Here is a 17,597-nt window from a genome sequence, read left to right as displayed (position 1 = left end):
TGTGTCTTGGTTCGAAACGTGGAACAGTCTGCGCGGGAAGGGGGCAGGGCATCCCGAACCGGATGCCGCGTCCCCCCGGCGGGGCGGCGTTTCGCCGGGCGCCGCGCCATGGCTTCGCGTTGCGCGGCAGGCGGGGATCGTCTAGAGGGATGGCAGACAGCGGCGGGGGTGCATGATGGCCGAACAGAAGACGGGGCTGACCTACGCGGAGGCGGGCGTGGATATCGACGCCGGCAACGCCCTTGTGGAACGGATCAAGCCGGCGGCGAAGCGGACGAACCGGCCGGGAACCGTCTCGGGGCTGGGCGGTTTTGGCGCGCTGTTCGACCTGAAGGCCGCGGGCTACAGCGACCCGGTTCTGGTCGCCGCGACCGACGGGGTGGGCACCAAGCTGCGCATCGCCATCGACACCGGCGAAGTCGACACCATCGGCATCGACCTTGTGGCGATGTGCGTGAACGATCTGGTGTGTCAGGGTGCCGAACCCCTGTTCTTCCTGGACTATTTCGCCACCGGCAAGCTGGATGTCGATCAGGCGGCGCGCATCGTCGAAGGCATTGCGGAAGGCTGTGCCGCCTCGGGCTGTGCGCTGATCGGCGGCGAGACCGCCGAGATGCCGGGCATGTATCACAAGGGCGATTTCGACCTTGCGGGCTTTGCCGTGGGCGCGATGGAACGCGGCGCCGACCTGCCACGCGATGTGGCGGTGGGCGACGTGCTGCTGGGTCTTGCGTCGGACGGGGTGCATTCCAACGGCTATTCCTTTGTGCGCAAGGTGGTCGAGATCTCGGGTCTCGGCTGGGACGCGCCCGCGCCTTTCGCGGACGGGCCGCTGGGCCGGGTGCTGCTGACGCCGACGCGGCTTTACGTCAAACAGGCGCTGGCTGCGGTGCGGGCGGGCGGCGTTCATGCGCTGGCCCATATCACCGGCGGCGGTCTGACCGAAAACCTGCCGCGGGTGCTGCCTGAAGGCGCCGGTGCCCGGATCGACCTGTCGGCATGGGCGCTGCCGCCGGTGTTCCGCTGGCTGGCCGAAACCGCCGGCATGGCCGAGGCCGAACTGCTGAAAACCTTCAACTGCGGCATCGGGATGATCGTCGTGGTGGCCGCCGACCGCGCCGACGAGATCGCGGCGCTTCTGGCCGCGCAGGGCGAAACCGTCCATCGTCTGGGCGAGGTCACGGCCGGGCAGGGCGTCAGCTACGACGGTCGGCTGCTGTGAAACGGGTTGCGATCCTGATCTCGGGCGGCGGCTCGAACATGCTGGCGCTTCTGGACAGCATGTGCGGGGATCACCCCGCCCGCCCGGTTCTGGTCGCTTCGAACGATCCGGCGGCGGCGGGGCTGGCGCGGGCCGCCGCGCGCGGGGTGCCGGTGGCCGCGGTCGATCACCGCGCCTTTGCCGGCGACCGTGCCGCCTTCGAGACCGCGCTGCTGGCGCCGATCCTTCAGGCGCAGCCCGACATCCTGTGCCTTGCCGGCTTCATGCGGGTGCTGACCGCGGATTTCGTCGCCCGGTTCGAAGGCCGGATGCTGAATATCCACCCCTCGCTTTTGCCGAAATATCAGGGGTTGCACACCCATCGCCGCGCGCTGGACGCGGGCGATACCGAAGCCGGCTGCACCGTGCATGAGGTGACGGCCGCGCTGGACGATGGCCCGATCCTGGGGCAGGCGCGGGTGCCGGTGCTGCCGGGCGACACGCCCGACACGTTGGCCGCGCGGGTTCTGGTGCAGGAACACCGGCTGTATCCGGCGGTGTTGCGCCGCTATGCGGCCGGTGACCGGACCCCGATCCTGTTGCCCTGACCGGCCCCGTTCACGGCCCCGGCCCCGTCATCGCTCCAAACGCCCATCGGGCTTTCCTTTTCCCCCCACCGCGCCTATAGCGAAACCGCGGGACGAACCCGCGGAACCCCGAGACGCGGGAATTTGATGCAGACGATCACCACCACCGAAGCCTTGGCCACCTTTTGCGAGGCCGCCAAGGCAGAGCCCTATGTCACCATCGACACCGAATTCCTGCGTGAGCGCACCTACTGGTCCAAGCTGTGCCTGATCCAGATGGCGCTGCCCGGCAAGACCGGCGCGGCGGTTCTGGTTGATCCGGTCGAAGGCGCGGACATGTCGCTGGAGCCGCTTTACGACCTGTTCCGCCACGAGGCGACGGTGAAGGTGTTCCACGCCGCGCGGCAGGATCTGGAAATCTTCTTTGTCGAAGGCGGGGTGTTCCCGGTGCCGCTGTTCGACACGCAGGTGGCCGCCATGGTCTGCGGCTTTGGCGAGCAGGTGGGCTATGAGACGCTGGTCAAGAAGATCGCGCGCGAACAGCTTGACAAGACCTCGCGCTTTACCGACTGGTCGCGCCGCCCGCTGTCGGATGCGCAAAAGGACTATGCGCTGGCCGATGTCACCCATCTGCGGGTGATCTACGAATGGCTGTCGGCGCAGATCGCCAAGAACGGCCGGCAGAAATGGGTCGAAGAGGAATTGGCGATCCTGACCGACCCCGAAACCTACACTGTGCGCCCGGATGAGGCGTGGCTGCGGATCAAGACGCGCACCACCTCGGGCAAGTTTCTGGCCGTGGTGAAGGAACTGGCGCGTTTCCGCGAGGAATTTGCCCAGAAGAACAACGTGCCGCGTTCGCGGGTGATGAAGGACGATGCGCTGCTGGAAATCGCCTCGACCCGGCCCGCCAATGCCGAGGAACTGGGCCGATCGCGCCTGCTGCTGCGCGAGGGGCGGCGTGGCGACATCGCCGAGGGCATCCTTGCCGCGGTGAAGGCCGGGGTCGAGATGCGCCCCGAGGACATGCCCAAACCCGACGCCGCGCGTGAACAGTTGCAGGTCAACCCGGCGCTGGCGGATCTGTTGCGCGTGCTGCTGAAGGCCAAGTCGGAAAGCCTGGGGGTTGCGGCGCGGCTGATTGCCTCGGCCGCCGATCTTGATGCGATCGCCGCGGGCGAACGCGATTTGCCGACGCTGCACGGCTGGCGGCTGGAAGCCTTCGGTGCCGATGCGCTGCGGCTCTGCCGGGGCGAGATCGCCCTGTCGGCCAAGGGCAGCGAAGTCCGCGTCGTCAAGCTGTGACCGGGCAGGGCGGGCCGCGCCTTCCGGCGCGGGCCTGCCCGTCCTTTGTCAGCGGCGGCTGGTCAGCGAGTTGCCGGCCGCAAAAACCGTGACCTGGCGGATGGTGGTCAGCTGATAGGCGGTGATGAACGTCCCCACCGTCACCTCGCGCGATTGCTGGGTGGGGCCAGCGGCGCCCTTTTCCGGCGGCACGGCGCGGAAGTCGAAGCCCGCAACCCCATCCGTCACCGGGCGCGCCACCAGTTCGGCATTCCAGTAGCCCTGCGTGGGCGGCAGCCCCACCGCCCGCACGATGGCGCCGCCCCTGGTCGGCTCGATATCCAGCGACAGGATCTGCGCCATCAGGGGACGTTCGTCCTGCATCACCGGCGAGGCCGCTGCCGGGGTCGCCATGTTGGCGGTTTCGGCCGGGTCGAACCAGTTCAGCGGATTGAGCCGCGACCCGCAGGCCCCCAGCGTGCAGACCAGCGCGAGCCCCAGAAGCAGCGGTCGTCTCATTCCTTCATCCCTCGCTTGATTTCTTGCCCATTGGCTAGCCGATGCCGCGCCGTTTGAAAAGCTGAAGCGCGTGCCACTGGACCTTGGGTCGCGCAGGGCTTAGCTGTTGGCACAAGAACGGGAGACGCCGATGGCCACCGAAGCCTTTGAGGAAATTGCCGAGACGTTCGAGTTTCTCGACGATTGGGAAGACCGCTACCGCCATGTGATCGAGCTGGGCAAGGCGATGCCGCCGCTGGACGAGGCGTTCCGTGTGCCTGCGACCAAGGTCGAGGGCTGTGCAAGCCAGGTCTGGATCCGCCCGGTGATCGCGGGCGAGGGCGGCGCTGCGCGGTTCGATTTTCAGGGCGACAGCGATGCGATGATCGTGCGCGGCCTGATCGCGGTGCTTCATGCGCTGTATTCGGGGCTGACGGTGGCCGAGGTGACGCGGGTCGACGCGCCGGCCGAACTGTCGCGGCTGGGGCTGGATCAGCATCTGTCCTCGCAGCGGTCGAACGGGCTGCGCGCGATGGTGGAGCGTATCCGCAAGGTCTCGGCCGAGGCGGCGTCCGTTTAAGGCGCCGCCCCGCGACCGGGGTCAGTATTGGCCGACCTTGGTCATTTCCGGCGCGAAGGCAAGATGGCCGGCGATGGCCTCCAGCCCTTCCTTGGGCGATTCGTAGGACCATGCGGCGTTCACCAGCGTGCCATTCGGGCCGACGATGGAATAATAGCTTGCCTCGCCCTTCAGCGGGCAGGTCGTGGTCTTGTCGCTTTTGTCGAACATGACCATCGCCACATCCTCGCGCGGGAAATAGATCACCGGATCGCGGGTGCCCTCGGTCAGTTCGATGGCATTCAGCGTCTCGCCCAGAACAGCGGCGTCTGTCCGGATGACCCACTTGCCCAAGGCCTTGCGCAGGTGAATGTGATCGTTCATCGGAAGTCCCTCACTGTGCTGCAACGCGGAAGGATTGCCGCGGGGCGGGCCCGCGGGCAAGAGGTCAAAGGGGCGCAGCGGCGGCCGTAAGCCAGTCGCGTGCCTGCGCCGTCAGCCGCGGCCCGATCAATTCAAGAACGCGGGCGTGATAGCCATCCACCCACTCACGTTCCCCCGGCGCCAGCAGATCGGGCAGGATCAGCCTGCGGTCGAAGGGCGCGAAGGTCAGCGTCTCGAACGACAACTGCCGGCGATGGTCACCCAGATCGGCGGCCTCCTCGACCACAATGAGATTTTCCAGCCGGATGCCGAAGGCGCCTTCGCGGTAGTAGCCGGGTTCGTTCGACAGGATCATTCCCGGCTCCAGCGGCACTTCGGAAATGCGGGCGATGCGCTGCGGACCTTCATGCACCGACAGGAAGGCGCCGACGCCGTGGCCGGTGCCGTGGTCGTAATCCATCCCCGCCAGCCACAGGTTGAAGCGGGCCAGCGCGTCCAGATCGCGGCCGGCAAGGCCCCGGGGCCAGCGCACGCGGCTGATCGCGATCAGGCCCTGCAACACGCGGGTATAGCACTCGCGCGCTTCCTGCCCCGGATCGCCCACCGCGATGGTGCGGGTGATGTCGGTGGTGCCATCGGGATATTGCGCGCCCGAATCGACCAGCAGCAGTTCATTCAGCCGCACCGGGCGATTCGAACCGTCCGTCACGCGGTAATGCATGATGGCGCCGTTCGGCCCCGCGCCGCAGATCGTGTCAAAGCTGATGTCATGCAGCGCATTGGTCGCGCGGCGGAAGCCTTCCAGCGCGGACACCACGTCAATTTCGGTCAGCCCGCCCTTGGGCGCCGTGTCATCGAGCCAGCACAGGAATTCCACCATCGCTGCGCCATCGCGCAGATGCGCCTCGCGCATGCCGGCGATTTCCGCGGGGGTCTTGCAGGCTTTGGGCAGACGGCAGGGGTCGTCGCCGCCAGCCACCTCGATCCCGGCCTCGTGCAGTTCCAGCGTCACCGCCAAGGGCGCGGTCTTGGGGTCAACCTGCACCGGGCCGGCCAGCGTATGCAGCGCCGGCACGAAGGCCGAGGGCGGGCGGATCGTGACATGGTCGCCCAGATGGGCGTGCACCGCATCGTCGAATTTGGCCGGGTCGGCGTAAAGCGTCAGGCGGCCATCGTCATGCAGCACCGCAAAGCCATGCAGCACCGGATTGCGCGGCACATCCGCGCCGCGGATGTTCAGCAGCCAGCAAAGCGAATCGGGCAGGGTGATCACGGCCGCCTTGCGTCCGGCCTTGGCCAGTGCCGCGCCAAGGCGCAGGCGCTTTGCCGCGCTGGTCTCGCCGGCAAGCTCGTCAGGGTGGGGGAAGGCGCGGCCCGCGGGCGGCGCGGGCTGATCGGTCCAGATCCGGTCCAGCGGGTTCGACGCCACCGGGGACAGTGTGACGCCATGGCCTTCCAGCGCGGTTTCGATCCTGGCGATCTCGTCGGCGGTATGCAGCCACGGGTCAAAGCCGATCACGCCTTCGGCCAGATGGGCGCGAATCCAGTCGCCGGGCTGTTCTTCGGGCCAGGGCACCGGGGTGAAATGGCCAAGGTCCACCTGATGCTTGACCTGCACCCGGTAGCGGCCGTCGATGAAGATGCCAGCCACATCCGGCAGCACGATGCAGAACCCGGCCGAGCCGGTAAAGCCTGTCAGCCACGACAGCCGTTCGTCGCGGCGGGCGACATATTCGCCCTGATGGGCATCGGCGCGCGGCACAAGGAAGCCCTGAAGCCCCGCCGCCGCCAGTGCGGCCCGCAAACCGGCAAGCCGGGCCGGCCCCTGAGCCGGGGAAGTCGTTGCATCGAAAGTCTGGAACATCAGGCCACCCGCCGTTTGCCGTGCCGTTTCTTCGGATCGGTGTCGAAAAGACTTGCAAGCTGTTCGGTCATCGCGCCGGCCAGTTGCTCGACATCTGTGATCGTCACTGCCCGCGCATAATAGCGTGTCACGTCATGGCCGATGCCGATGGCGATCAGTTCGACCTGCCGGCGGCGCTCGACCATGGCGATCACGTCGCGCAGGTGCTTTTCCAGATAGGCGGCCGGGTTCACCGACAGCGTGCTGTCATCGACCGGCGCCCCGTCCGAGATCACCATCAGGATCTTGCGCGCCTCGGGGCGGTGCGACAGGCGGCGGTGCGCCCATTCCAGCGCCTCGCCGTCGATGTTTTCCTTCAGCAGCCCTTCCTTCATCATCAGGCCAAGGTTCGGCCGCGCCCGCCGCCACGGGGCATCCGCCGACTTGTAGATGATGTGGCGCAGATCGTTCAGCCGGCCGGGCTGCTGCGGACGACCCGCCGCCAGCCACTTTTCGCGGCTTTGGCCACCCTTCCATGCCCGCGTGGTGAAGCCGAGGATCTCGACCTTGACCTGACAGCGTTCCAGCGTGCGCGCCAGCACATCGGCGCAGATCGCCGCGATCGAGATCGGCCGCCCCCGCATCGAGCCGGAATTGTCCAGCAGCAGCGTCACGCAGGTGTCGCGGAACTCGGTGTCCTTTTCGATCTTGAACGACAGCGGCGTGGTCGGGTTCGCCACCACCCGCGCAAGGCGGCCGGCGTCAAGCACGCCTTCCTCGAGATCGAATTCCCAGCTGCGGTTCTGTTGCGCCTGAAGCCTGCGTTGCAGCTTGTTGGCCAGCCGGCTGACCGCACCTTTCAGCGGCTCCAGCTGTTGGTCAAGATAGGCGCGCAGGCGTTCCAGTTCGGCGGCCTCGGCCAGATCCTCGGCGCGGATTTCTTCGTCGAAGTCGGTGACGAAAACGGTATAGGCGGGGTCGGCCTCGGAATGGGGCGCGGGGGGCGGGGGTTCCAGTGGCGCCTCGCCGTCGGGCAGTTCGACCTCTTCGCCCTGATCGGCGTCGGGCTGGTCGTCCATCGCGACCTGTGCCTGAGAGGCATCCTGCTGATCGTCCTGACTGCGTTCAGGGGCGGCGTCAGCCTCGTCGTCGGACTGATCCTCGCCTTCGGACTGGGTTTCGTCCTGATCCTGCTCGGCTTCCTCGCCTGCGTCGTCGTCGGGCTGGTCGGCGTCGGGATCGTCGCCCAGCTGGTCGCCATAGCCCAGATCCGAGATCACCCGCCGCGCCAGCCGCGCAAAGGCCGCCTGATCGCCCAGCACTTCGTCCAGCGATTGCAGCGTCTCGCCGGCCTGCCCCTCGATGAAGCCGCGCCAAAGGTTCATCACATTGTCCGCGCCCGGCGGTAGCGGCCGGCCGGTGGCCAGATGGCGCACCAGATAGCCCGCGGCCGTGGCCAGCGGCGCATCGGCCGCCTGCGTGATCTGGGCATAGCCCTTGCGGTCGGCCTCGTGCCCGATTTTCGCGTCGATGTTGCCGGCGGTGCCCGGCATATGCGTGGCGCCCACCGCCTCGCAGCGGGCGGTTTCCATCGCGTCATAGATCTCGCGCGCAAGCTGGCCGGTGGGGGCATAGCGCGCCGACAGCGCATCGTTGTGAAAGCGGCGGCGCAGCGCGAAGGCATCGGCGGTGCCGCGGGCCAGAAGCACCTCGTCGCGGGTCATGCGGCGGCTGACCTGCGGCAGGCGCACGCCTTCCTTGTTCATTCCCGCCGGATCGACCGAGAAGGTCACCGTCATGTCCGGATCGCAGGCCAGCACCTTCGTCGCCTCGGCGAGGGCCTTCTTGAACGGATCGGCGGGGTTGTCGCTGGGCTTGGTCATGGTTTCAGATAAAGCACCCGGAGGCAGGGCGGACAAGGGAAATGGCGCGGGACAGGGCGGCGGCAGCCGTCAGCGAAAGACCTTCCAGCGTTCGGCGCGTTCAGCCGCGCGCGCCAGCCGGTAGCGATCCATCGCCAGCGCCACCTTTTCGGGATGGTCAGCCTGAAGCGCGGCCAGTTGCCGGGTCAGGCCGCGGATCTGGAACCGCCCCGGCACCGTCACGAGAAAGCCCACCACCACCCCCAGCGCGACGCCCTTCAAGGCGCCGTGCAGCACCGCGGTGCCAGCCGACAGGACGATGAACCCGACCACCAGCGCGAGGCGGTGGTTTCGTTGCCGGATGCGGTCGATGCGGCCGTGCAGGTCGGCCAGTCGTTCGGCGATGGCGGCCTGATCCATCAGCAATACAGCTTGTAGCGCGAGGCGCGTTCAGTCGCCATGACCATGCGATAGCGTTCAATCGCGGTGGGGAAGATCGCGGGGTGATCGGCTTCAAGACGCGCCAGCCGGCGACTTGCGCCCATGCTGCGCAGGGCGGCCGGCACCGCCGCCACCGTGGCAAGGACCATGGCCCCCGCCGCCGCCATCGTCAGGCTGTTCAGCGCCCAGAAACCCAGAAGCGCCCCCGTCGCCGTGGCAAGGATGACGAAAGCCACCCCCATCCGTCGCGCCCGGGCGCGGGTGGCGTGACAGTCCGCGATGGCTTCGGCAAGCGTCGTGGGGGTCATCTTACTTCATCGCCATGCTGGCGGCACTTTCGGGAAGTTCCTCGGCAAAGCACCGCTGGTAGAACTCGGCCACGGTCTGACGTTCCAGCTCGTCGCATTTGTTCAGAAAGCTCAGCCGGAAGGCATAGCCCACGTTGCGGAAGATCTCGGCGTTCTGCGCCCAGGAGATCACGGTTCGCGGACTCATCACCGTGGACAGATCGCCATTCATGAAGGCGGTGCGCGTCAGATCCGCGACCGTCACCATCTGGCTGATCGTCTTGCGGCCCTTCTCGGTGTTGTAATGCGGGTTCTTGGACAGCACGATCGCCACTTCGGCATCGTGCGACAGGTAGTTCAGCGTGGCCACCAGCGACCAGCGGTCCATCTGGCCCTGGTTGATCTGTTGCGTGCCGTGGTAAAGCCCGGTGGTGTCGCCCAGACCCACGGTGTTTGCGGTCGCAAACAGCCGGAAGGACGGGTGGGGGGTGATGATCTCGTTCTGATCCAGAAGCGTCAGCTTGCCATCGGTTTCCAGCACGCGCTGGATCACGAACATCACATCCGCGCGCCCGGCATCGTATTCGTCGAAGACGATGGCGCAGGGGTTGCGCAGCGCCCAGGGCAGGATGCCTTCCTGAAAGGTGGTGACCTGCTTGCCGTCAACCAGCTTGATCGCATCCTTGCCGATCAGGTCGATCCGGCTGACGTGGCTGTCAAGGTTGACCCGCACGCAGGGCCAGTTCAGCCGTGCCGCCACCTGCTCGATATGGGTGGATTTGCCGGTGCCGTGATAGCCCTGGATCATCACGCGGCGATTGTAGGCAAAGCCTGCAAGAATGGCGAGCGTGGTGTCGGGGTCGAATTTGTAGGTCGGGTCGATGTCGGGCACGCGGTCGGTGCGGTCGGCAAAGCCCTTCACTTTCATGTCGGTGTCGATACCGAAAACTTCGCGAACGGAGATTTCCTCGGTGGGTTTCACAGTCATGTCCAGCATTCCGTCCGCCTTGTTGCCGCAGGGGCCGCGCCGCGGGGCGCGCACCCGACCTTTTGATGAAACATATCTTGCAGGGCTGCAAGGGGAAGGGGCGCCGACGGCGGCCCTTGCGGCGGCCGGAACGGCCCCGTGACCGAAAGCGCGACCATCCGGGGCAAGGCCCCTTGGCCACCGCGGCCCGGATCTGGCATGGGATGGCCCCGCCCGCGGGATGGCGTCTGCCGGTTGACGGTCGCGGGGCGCGTCAGTCGCGGAAGTAGCGGCTGTCCTTGATCTGATCCCAGGCCCAGACCACCTCTTGCAGGCGTTCCTCGTCGGCGCGGTTGCCGCCGTTCATGTCGGGATGCAGATCCTTTACCAGGCTTTTGTATTGCTTGCGGATCTCGATCTTGGTCCAGGTGTCGCGCGCATCAAGGATTTCCAGCGCCTTGCGTTCGGTCGGGGGCAGCTTGCGCGTGGCATGGCCGGCGGGGCGGCCGGGGTTCTGGGTGGCTTTCTCGCCCAGGATTTCCATCGGGTCGTTCACGCCAAGGCGCGACCAGACCCGGCCTTCGTCGGGACGCTTGGCGAAGGGCTGGGTTTCGCGTTCCCAGACCCGGTCCTTGTCGAGGGTGCGCTTGATCTCATCCTCGGTCGAGCCCTGGAAGAAGTTCCATTTCAGGTTGTATTCGCGGACGTGATCCTTGCAGAACCAAAGGAACTCATCCAGCAGATCGGGCGATTTCGGCGCACGGTAGAGACCGGCCTCGGAGCAGCCGGGATGTTCGCAGCCGCGGTTCGAGGTCTCGAACGCGCCCGACATTCCCCGGCGGCCGGTCTTGCGCCGCTTCTTGTCCGAGGACACCCGGATGTCGAATTCAAAGGGGGGGCGGTTCGTCATTTCTGTGGCCTTTCCGACTCGGAGGCGCGAGTTTAGGGCTTTGTGCGCCGGATTGAAGAGGGGATGGACACAAATGGCGGTGGTCGAGGAAATTCGTGACAGGCTGGCAGCGACGTTTTCGCCGCAAGAGCTTGAGGTGATTGATGAAAGCGAGAAACACCGTGGGCATGGAGGCTGGCGCGAGGAAGGTGAGACGCATTTTCGCGTGAGGATGCGGGCGACGGCGCTGGCGCCGCGAAGCCGGCTGGAGCGGCACCGCATGGTTCACGCCGCGCTGGGGCAGGATCTGGTCGGGCGCATTCACGCGCTCGCGCTGGATCTGGACGGCTGAGCGGGCGCCTGCCGGTCCGGCTGCGGTGTGGCTGCCGCGGGCGGGCCGGGGCGCTGCCCCGGACCCCGGGATATTTGGGCCAGAATGAAAGCCGCGGGGATCAGGCTTCGGTCACCTGGGGTTGGCGTTCGGCCTTGACCTGGCGGCGGTGGGCGTGGAGCACGGGTTCGGTGTAGCCCGAGGGTTGGTTGCGGCCGGAAAACACCAGATCGCAGGCCGCGCGGAAGGCCGCGCCGTCAAAGCCGGGCGCCATCGGGCGGTAGGCGGGATCGCCCTGGTTCTGGCGGTCGACCACGGCGGCCATCTTCTTCAGCGCCGACATCACCTGTTCGGGTGAGACCACGCCGTGGTGCAGCCAGTTCACCAGCGCCTGGCTGGAGATGCGGCAGGTGGCGCGGTCTTCCATCAGCGCCACGTTGGCGATGTCGGGCACCTTGGAGCAGCCGATGCCCTGATCGACCCAGCGCACGACATAGCCGAGGATCCCCTGGGCGTTGTTCTCGATTTCCTGGTGCAGTTCCTCGTCGGACCAGTTGATGCCCTGGGCCACTGGCAGGGTCAGCAGGTCGTCGAGGCTGCCGCGGGGGCCCCGGGTGGCCAGTTCGGTCTGGCGGGCGCCCACGTCGATGCGATGGTAGTGGGTGGCGTGGAGTGTGGCTGCGGTGGGCGAGGGCACCCAGGCGCAGCTGGCGCCGGCGCGGGGGTGGGCGATCTTGGTGGCCAGCATCTCGGCCATGCGGTCGGGTGCGGCCCACATGCCCTTGCCGATCTGGGCGCGGCCGGGCAGGCCGCAGGCGAGGCCGATGTCGACGTTGCGATCTTCGTAGGCGGCGATCCAGCGGGTGGCTTTCATGTCGCCCTTGCGGACCATTGGCCCGGCTTCCATGCCGGTCACGATCTCGTCGCCGGTGCGGTCGAGAAAGCCCGTGTTGATGAAGGCCACGCGGTGGCGGGCTGCGCGGATGCATTCCTTGAGGTTGGCCGAGGTTCGGCGTTCCTCGTCCATGATGCCGAGTTTGACCGTGTGTCGCGGCAGGCCAAGGGCGGTTTCGACGCGGGTGAAGATCGTGTCGGCGAAGGCCACTTCTTCGGGGCCGTGCATCTTCGGTTTCACCACATAGATCGCGCCGGTGGTGGAGTTGCGCGGGCCTTCGGTCTTTCCGAGGTCATGGAGTGCGCAGAGTGTGGTGGCAAAGGCGTCGAGCATGCCTTCGAAGATCTCGGCGCCGGTCTCGTCCAGCACGGCGGGGGTGGTCATCAGGTGGCCCACGTTGCGCACCAGCATCAGCGCGCGGCCCTTCAGGGTGAGGGGGGCGCCGTCGGGGGCGGTGAAGTGCAGGTCGGGGGCCAGTTCGCGCACCACCATCCGGCCGGCTTTCGAGATCGCCTCGCGCAGGTCGCCGCGCATCAGGCCCAGCCAGTTGGCATAGGCCAGTGCCTTGTCCTCGCCATCGACGGCGGCCACCGAATCCTCGCAATCCATGATGACCGAGAGGGCCGATTCAAGGCGGATGTCGGACAGGCCCACGCGGTCGGTGGCACCGATCGGGTGGCTGCGGTCGATGCAGAGGATCAGGTGCAGGCCGTTGTTGCGAAGCAGGATCGCCGTGGGGGCGCTGGCCGGACCCTGCCAGCCGACGACCTGGGCAGGGTTGGCGAGGGCGGGGACAAGGGTTCCGTCCGCGATCCGGTAGCTGTCGGTATCTGTGTGGCTGCCCTGGGCGAGGGGGGTCACCTCGTCCAGGAACTGCCGGCCCCAGGCGATCACGCGGGCGCCGCGTTCGGGGTCGAAGGGGCCTTCGGTGGGCAGGTCACCCAGCGCATCGGTGCCGTAAAGCGCGTCGTAAAGCGAGCCCCAGCGCGCATTTGCGGCGTTCAGCGCGTAGCGGGCGTTCATCACCGGCACCACCAGTTGCGGGCCGGCGACATGGGCGATTTCGGGGTCGGTGCCGGTGGTGTCGATGGTGAAATCCGGGCCTTCGGGCAGAAGGTAGCCGATCTGGTGCAGGAAGGTCTTGTAATCGGCAAGGGTTCCGGGCTGGTCGCGATGCTCGCGGTGCCATGCGTCGATCTGGTCCTGAATCTGCTGGCGGCGGTTCAGCAGGGCGCGGTTTTCGGGGCCAAGGTCGCGCACCATGGCGGCAAGGCCGGCCCAGAACGTATCCTCATCCACGCCGCTGCCGGGGATCGCCTCGCGCGTGATGAACTCTGCGAGGCGGATATCGACCTGAAGCCCCTGCTTTTCGATGCGGTCGGTCAAGATGTGGCTCCTCTCGCTGGCAATTTGCCGCACCCTAGGGGGTAATGGTGACAGGGGCAACCCGCGTGGTCAAAAGTTATGACCAATACTGTCAGAGATCGAGGCAGAGCTGCCCCGGCGTGGCCGGCATCCGGCGGCCGCGCAATGGCCGGGCGCCGCTCCAGTCGATCAACTCGACCGGCGGCGCAGCCGGGCGCTGCGCAAGGCGATGGCGGGCGTCGCGAAGGGCGGTGGCGGGATCGACCACCGCTTCGGGATAGCGGCGGCCCAGAAGGCGGGGCGCGCCCGACCAGCGCCACGGCTCTTGCAGGAAGGGCGGGGGCACCTCGGCCAGTTCGGGCAGCCAGCGCCGGGTGAAGGCGCCGCCGGGGTCCAGACTGGCGGCCAGTGCGATCGGATCGGCCGGCCGGCCGGTTGCGGCGCGGCGGATCTGCGCCCAGTGGACGGGCGGGGCATGATCGGTCAGCCCCGCCGCCAGCACCGCGCCCGCCGCGTGTTCGGGCAGGCCCAGATGATGCAGCGCGACCGAGGCGACCATGCCGCGCAGCCGCGCGGGCAGCCAGCCGGTGGCCGCAAGGCAGCGCAGCGTGGCATCAAGGAAGGGCAGGCCGGTTTCGGCCTTGTGCAGCGCGGCAAGGCGGGCGGGATCGGCGGCGCGATCCTCGGGCGGGGGGGCGACGGGCGCGGGCGGGGCAAGGGCCGCGCGAAAGGCCAGCAGGCCGGGCCCCCAGTCGCCGCCCGGCCGCGCGGCAAGACGGTCTGCCACCGCCGCCCGCACCTCGGCGCGCGACAGGGTGCCGGCGGCCAGATGCGGCGACAGCCGGGACGAGACCCTTTCGGCCAGAAGCGGGTGGTCGCGGCCGGCGCGATACCCCTCGGCCCGGCGATCGAGAAAACTTTGCAGCAGCAAAAGCCCTTGGGCGCGGCCCCCCGTTTGGCGGTGCGGGCAGCGGTCAGGCGCCAGCCGCAGCGCGCGTGCGGGCGGGATCGGGCCGGGTTCCACCGCGGGCAGGGCGCGCAGGGCCGCCGCCGCCCCCGGCCCCGTGGCAAGGATCGCAAGCGCGACCCCGGCGCTGGCGGCCCATTCGGCCACCCGCAGATCCAGCGGGCCACAGGCCGGATCGTCAAGGCACAGGATGCGGCCGATGCGGTGCAGCCGGCACAGCTTGTCCAGCACCGCCACCGGATCGCCCACCCGCACCGCCAGCGGCGCCCCAAGGGCGGCCAGTGCCTCGCGCAGTTCACGCAGTGATTCGGCGCGGAAATCCCATTGCCGGGCCGAGCGTGCGGCGCCGGCCCATTCGGCCGGGTCGACGATGTGCAGCGGCAGCACCGCTTCCCCGGCCTCGGCTGCAAGGGCCAGTGCAGGGTGATCGGTGATCCGCAGGTCGTTCCGGAACCAGACAAGAACATTCATGGAACATTGATGGCGCGATTGGTGGAAAACGGCAAGGGGCGCTGCGCCCGCGGGGCGTCAAACTTCTGAAACGCAAGCCGGAGAGGATCGCGCCGCAGCCCTTGCACGGCGCGCGGCGCAGGCTAGGCTGAGGGGGCAAGGAGACGTCCATGACCGATACACCGATCCGCCTCGTCGATTACCTTCCGCCCAGTCACCTTGTCGATTCGGTGGCGCTGACCTTCCGGCTTCATCCGCAGGCGACGCGGGTGCTGTCGCAGGTCTGCCTGCGCCCGAACCCCGCGCGGCCGGGCCGCCATGACCTGCGGCTGGATGGCGAGGCGCTGCGCCTGATCGGGGCGGCGGTCGATGGCGTGCCGATTGCGGCCATGCCCGACGAAACCGGCCTGACGCTGCCTGCATCCAGCCTGCCCGACGGCCCCTTCACCTTTACCGCCGAGGTCGAGATCGCCCCCGAGGCCAATACCGCGCTGGAGGGGCTTTACATGTCGCGCGGCATGTATTGCACCCAGTGCGAGGCCGAGGGCTTTCGCAAGATCACCTTCTATCCCGACCGCCCCGATGTGATGGCGCCGTTCCGCGTCCGCATCGAAAGCGACCTGCCGGTGCTGCTGTCGAACGGAAACGAGGTCGCGAACGGCCCCGGCTGGGCCGAATGGCACGATCCTTGGCCGAAGCCCGCCTATCTGTTCGCGCTGGTGGCGGGCGATCTGGTCGCCCATTCGGCGGGCTTCACCACGATGTCGGGGCGCGACGTGGCGCTGAACATCTGGGTGCGGCCGGGCGACGAGGCGCGCTGTGGCTATGCGATGGACAGCCTGATCCGGTCGATGAAATGGGATGAGGATGTCTATGGCCGCGAATACGATCTGGACGTGTTCAACATCGTCGCGGTCGACGATTTCAATATGGGCGCGATGGAGAACAAGGGCCTGAACATCTTCAACTCGAAGTATGTGCTGGCCCTGCCGGAAACCGCGACCGACGACGATTTCGCCCGGATCGAGGCGATCATCGCCCATGAATATTTCCACAACTGGACGGGCAACCGCATCACCTGCCGCGACTGGTTCCAGCTGTGCCTGAAGGAAGGGCTGACCGTCTTTCGCGACCAGCAGTTCAGTTCCGACATGCGCTCGGCCGCGGTGAAGCGGATCGAGGATGTGCTGACCCTGCGCGCACGCCAGTTCCGCGAGGATGACGGACCGCTGGCCCATCCGGTCCGGCCGGAAGAATATATCGAGATCAATAACTTCTACACCGCGACTGTCTACGAGAAGGGCGCCGAGCTGATCGGGATGCTGAAGCGTCTGGTCGGAGACAAGGGCTATGCGAAGGCGCTGGATCTCTATTTCCGGCGCCACGACGGGCAGGCCGCCACCATCGAGGACTGGTTGGCGGTGTTCGAGGATGCGACGGGCCGCGATCTTTCCCGGTTCAAGCTGTGGTATTCCGAAGCCGGGACGCCCCGGCTGAAGGTGACGGACGACTTCCGCGATGGCCGCTTCAGCCTGCATGTCGAACAGGTGAACCTGCCGACGCCGGGTCAACCCGACAAGCATCCCAAGGTGATCCCGATCGCGGTGGGCCTGCTGAACCCCAACGGTGACGAGGTTGTGCCCACCACCGTCCTGGAACTGACCGAGACCCGGCAAAGCTTTCATTTCGATGGCCTTGCGGCGCGGCCCGTCCCCTCGATCCTGCGCGGGTTCTCGGCTCCGGTGGTGCTGGAACGTGCGACCACGCCCGAGGAACGCGCCTTCCTGCTGGCCCATGACACCGACCCGTTCAACAAATGGGAAGCGGGCCGCGCGCTGGCCAAAGAGGTGCTGGCGCGGATGGTGACGGATGGCGCACAGCCCGGCCCCGACTGGCTGGATGCGCTGGCCCGGGTGGCTCTGGACGAGGCGCTTGACCCGGCCTTTCGCGCGCTGGCCCTGCGGTTGCCGGGCGAGGATGACATGGCCCAGACCCTGCACGCCGCGGGCCATGTGCCCGACCCCGACCGCATCCATGCCGCCCGCCAGCGGATGGCCGCCGCGCTGGCCGAACGGCTGGACCCCGCGCTGCCCGGCCTGATCGACGCGCTGGCCGAGCCCGGCCCCTTCACGCCCGAGGCGCGGGCGGCCGGGCGGCGGGCGTTGCGGCTGGCGGCGCTGGGCCTGATGACCCGGCGCGACGGCGGCGCGCGGGCCGCGGCCGTCTTCCGCGCCGCCAACAACATGACCGAAGAGGTCGGCGCCCTGTCCTGTCTGCTGGATGTGGGTCGCGGTCAGGAAGAACTGGCGCTGTTCGAATCCCGCTGGGGCCGCGACCGGCTGGTGATGGACAAATGGTTCACCTTGCAGATCCTGCACGCGGCCCCTGCCGAAGCGGCGGCCAAGGTCGACCGGCTGACGGCGCATCCCGATTTCGACTGGAAGAACCCCAACCGTTTCCGCGCGGTGATCGGCGCGCTGTCGGCCAATCATGCGGGCTTTCACCACGCCTCGGGGGCGGGCTATCGGGTGCTGGCCGACTGGCTGATCCGGCTTGATCCGCTGAACCCGCAGACCGCGGCGCGGATGTCGACGGCGTTCGAGACCCGCGCCCGTTACGATGCCGACCGGCAGGCACTGATGGCCGACCAACTGGACCGCATCCTTGCCGCGCCGGCCCTGAGCCGCGATCTGGCCGAGATGGCGGGCCGGATGCGGCGCGGATGACATGGGGGAACCCGTGCCGCATTTTCCGCGTTCTGCCCGGTGGATGGCGGTGATGAGGTCG

General features: G+C 67.7%; 16 protein-coding genes. 6 read left to right on the top strand and 10 right to left on the bottom strand.

The window, feature by feature from the left end; all coding sequences use genetic code 11:
- Positions 1-175 precede the first annotated feature (175 nt).
- The 3 genes from purM to rnd all read left to right on the top strand — a co-directional run bounded on the left by purM (position 176) and on the right by rnd (position 3,093).
- Positions 176-1,222, top strand: coding sequence for a phosphoribosylformylglycinamidine cyclo-ligase (gene purM, locus CRO07_RS05175; protein WP_097029812.1), 1,047 nt, complete (start codon positions 176-178; stop codon positions 1,220-1,222).
- Positions 1,219-1,809: a phosphoribosylglycinamide formyltransferase gene (purN, locus tag CRO07_RS05170; RefSeq protein ID WP_097029620.1), complete on the top strand. Its 591-nt coding sequence runs from the start codon at positions 1,219-1,221 to the stop codon at positions 1,807-1,809. The genes purM and purN overlap by 4 nt, the downstream gene beginning before the upstream one ends.
- Positions 1,810-1,935: 126 nt before the next feature.
- A complete protein-coding gene (rnd, locus tag CRO07_RS05165) occupies positions 1,936-3,093 on the top strand; it encodes a ribonuclease D (RefSeq protein ID WP_097029619.1) in 1,158 nt (385 codons plus the stop codon).
- Positions 3,094-3,141: 48 nt separating this feature from the next.
- On the opposite strand, the gene CRO07_RS05160 is transcribed toward rnd, so the two are convergent.
- A complete protein-coding gene (locus CRO07_RS05160) occupies positions 3,142-3,591 on the bottom strand; it encodes a hypothetical protein (RefSeq protein WP_097029618.1) in 450 nt (149 codons plus the stop codon).
- A 130-nt stretch (positions 3,592-3,721) separates the two neighbouring features.
- Between CRO07_RS05160 and CRO07_RS05155 the strand changes: the two genes are divergently transcribed.
- Positions 3,722-4,150 (top strand): SufE family protein, encoded by a 429-nt coding sequence (locus tag CRO07_RS05155; RefSeq protein ID WP_097029617.1) that lies wholly within the window; start codon positions 3,722-3,724, stop codon positions 4,148-4,150.
- Between the two features lie 21 nt (positions 4,151-4,171).
- On the opposite strand, the gene CRO07_RS05150 is transcribed toward CRO07_RS05155, so the two are convergent.
- The 7 genes from CRO07_RS05150 to CRO07_RS05120 all read right to left on the bottom strand — a co-directional run bounded on the left by CRO07_RS05150 (position 4,172) and on the right by CRO07_RS05120 (position 10,823).
- Positions 4,172-4,513, bottom strand: a complete 342-nt coding sequence (locus tag CRO07_RS05150) for a DUF427 domain-containing protein (protein WP_097029616.1) — start codon at positions 4,511-4,513, stop codon at positions 4,172-4,174.
- Between the two features lie 64 nt (positions 4,514-4,577).
- Positions 4,578-6,377, bottom strand: coding sequence for an aminopeptidase P family protein (locus CRO07_RS05145; protein ID WP_097029615.1), 1,800 nt, complete (start codon positions 6,375-6,377; stop codon positions 4,578-4,580).
- On the bottom strand, positions 6,377-8,239 hold the full coding sequence (gene cobT, locus CRO07_RS05140) for a cobaltochelatase subunit CobT (RefSeq protein ID WP_097029614.1): 1,863 nt from the start codon (positions 8,237-8,239) through the stop codon (positions 6,377-6,379). The genes CRO07_RS05145 and cobT overlap by 1 nt, the downstream gene beginning before the upstream one ends.
- A gap of 69 nt (positions 8,240-8,308) precedes the next feature.
- Entirely contained in the window at positions 8,309-8,638 is a 330-nt protein-coding gene (locus CRO07_RS05135) for a hypothetical protein (RefSeq protein ID WP_097029613.1), read from the bottom strand.
- Positions 8,638-8,967, bottom strand: coding sequence for a hypothetical protein (locus tag CRO07_RS05130; protein WP_097029612.1), 330 nt, complete (start codon positions 8,965-8,967; stop codon positions 8,638-8,640). The genes CRO07_RS05135 and CRO07_RS05130 overlap by 1 nt, the downstream gene beginning before the upstream one ends.
- A 1-nt stretch (position 8,968) precedes the next feature.
- A complete protein-coding gene (gene cobS / locus CRO07_RS05125) occupies positions 8,969-9,943 on the bottom strand; it encodes a cobaltochelatase subunit CobS (RefSeq protein WP_097029611.1) in 975 nt (324 codons plus the stop codon).
- A gap of 244 nt (positions 9,944-10,187) precedes the next feature.
- On the bottom strand, positions 10,188-10,823 hold the full coding sequence (locus CRO07_RS05120) for a J domain-containing protein (protein ID WP_097029610.1): 636 nt from the start codon (positions 10,821-10,823) through the stop codon (positions 10,188-10,190).
- Positions 10,824-10,896: 73 nt separating this feature from the next.
- Here CRO07_RS05120 and CRO07_RS05115 point away from each other — a divergent pair, with 73 nt between their 5' ends.
- Positions 10,897-11,154, top strand: coding sequence for a BolA family protein (locus CRO07_RS05115; RefSeq protein ID WP_097029609.1), 258 nt, complete (start codon positions 10,897-10,899; stop codon positions 11,152-11,154).
- Between the two features lie 100 nt (positions 11,155-11,254).
- Here CRO07_RS05115 and CRO07_RS05110 read toward each other — a convergent pair whose 3' ends face one another.
- Together CRO07_RS05110 and CRO07_RS05105 are read right to left on the bottom strand one after the other, a co-directional pair.
- Positions 11,255-13,414: a malate synthase G gene (locus CRO07_RS05110; RefSeq protein WP_097029608.1), complete on the bottom strand. Its 2,160-nt coding sequence runs from the start codon at positions 13,412-13,414 to the stop codon at positions 11,255-11,257.
- 91 nt (positions 13,415-13,505) lie between these two features.
- On the bottom strand, positions 13,506-14,831 hold the full coding sequence (locus CRO07_RS05105) for an FAD-binding domain-containing protein (RefSeq protein WP_097029607.1): 1,326 nt from the start codon (positions 14,829-14,831) through the stop codon (positions 13,506-13,508).
- A gap of 149 nt (positions 14,832-14,980) precedes the next feature.
- Here CRO07_RS05105 and pepN point away from each other — a divergent pair, with 149 nt between their 5' ends.
- Positions 14,981-17,536 (top strand): aminopeptidase N, encoded by a 2,556-nt coding sequence (gene pepN / locus CRO07_RS05100; RefSeq protein WP_097029606.1) that lies wholly within the window; start codon positions 14,981-14,983, stop codon positions 17,534-17,536.
- The last annotated feature ends 61 nt before the right edge of the window (positions 17,537-17,597 follow it).

This window comes from Cereibacter ovatus (genome assembly GCF_900207575.1).
Classification (GTDB): domain Bacteria; phylum Pseudomonadota; class Alphaproteobacteria; order Rhodobacterales; family Rhodobacteraceae; genus Cereibacter_A; species Cereibacter_A ovatus.
This window is presented reverse-complemented; position numbering and strand designations above follow the sequence as displayed.

What these genes read in the sequence shown, in the direction of transcription:
- purM (WP_097029812.1), top strand. Translation starts at nt 176, where the DNA reads ATGGCCGAACAGAAGACGGGGCTGACCTACGCGGAGGCGGGCGTGGAT.
- rnd (WP_097029619.1), top strand. Translation starts at nt 1,936, where the DNA reads ATGCAGACGATCACCACCACCGAAGCCTTGGCCACCTTTTGCGAGGCC.
- CRO07_RS05160 (WP_097029618.1), bottom strand. Translation starts at nt 3,591, where the DNA reads ATGAGACGACCGCTGCTTCTGGGGCTCGCGCTGGTCTGCACGCTGGGG.
- CRO07_RS05155 (WP_097029617.1), top strand. Translation starts at nt 3,722, where the DNA reads ATGGCCACCGAAGCCTTTGAGGAAATTGCCGAGACGTTCGAGTTTCTC.
- CRO07_RS05150 (WP_097029616.1), bottom strand. Translation starts at nt 4,513, where the DNA reads ATGAACGATCACATTCACCTGCGCAAGGCCTTGGGCAAGTGGGTCATC.
- CRO07_RS05145 (WP_097029615.1), bottom strand. Translation starts at nt 6,377, where the DNA reads ATGTTCCAGACTTTCGATGCAACGACTTCCCCGGCTCAGGGGCCGGCC.
- cobT (WP_097029614.1), bottom strand. Translation starts at nt 8,239, where the DNA reads ATGACCAAGCCCAGCGACAACCCCGCCGATCCGTTCAAGAAGGCCCTC.
- CRO07_RS05135 (WP_097029613.1), bottom strand. Translation starts at nt 8,638, where the DNA reads ATGGATCAGGCCGCCATCGCCGAACGACTGGCCGACCTGCACGGCCGC.
- CRO07_RS05130 (WP_097029612.1), bottom strand. Translation starts at nt 8,967, where the DNA reads ATGACCCCCACGACGCTTGCCGAAGCCATCGCGGACTGTCACGCCACC.
- cobS (WP_097029611.1), bottom strand. Translation starts at nt 9,943, where the DNA reads ATGCTGGACATGACTGTGAAACCCACCGAGGAAATCTCCGTTCGCGAA.
- CRO07_RS05120 (WP_097029610.1), bottom strand. Translation starts at nt 10,823, where the DNA reads ATGACGAACCGCCCCCCCTTTGAATTCGACATCCGGGTGTCCTCGGAC.
- CRO07_RS05115 (WP_097029609.1), top strand. Translation starts at nt 10,897, where the DNA reads ATGGCGGTGGTCGAGGAAATTCGTGACAGGCTGGCAGCGACGTTTTCG.
- CRO07_RS05105 (WP_097029607.1), bottom strand. Translation starts at nt 14,831, where the DNA reads ATGAATGTTCTTGTCTGGTTCCGGAACGACCTGCGGATCACCGATCAC.
- pepN (WP_097029606.1), top strand. Translation starts at nt 14,981, where the DNA reads ATGACCGATACACCGATCCGCCTCGTCGATTACCTTCCGCCCAGTCAC.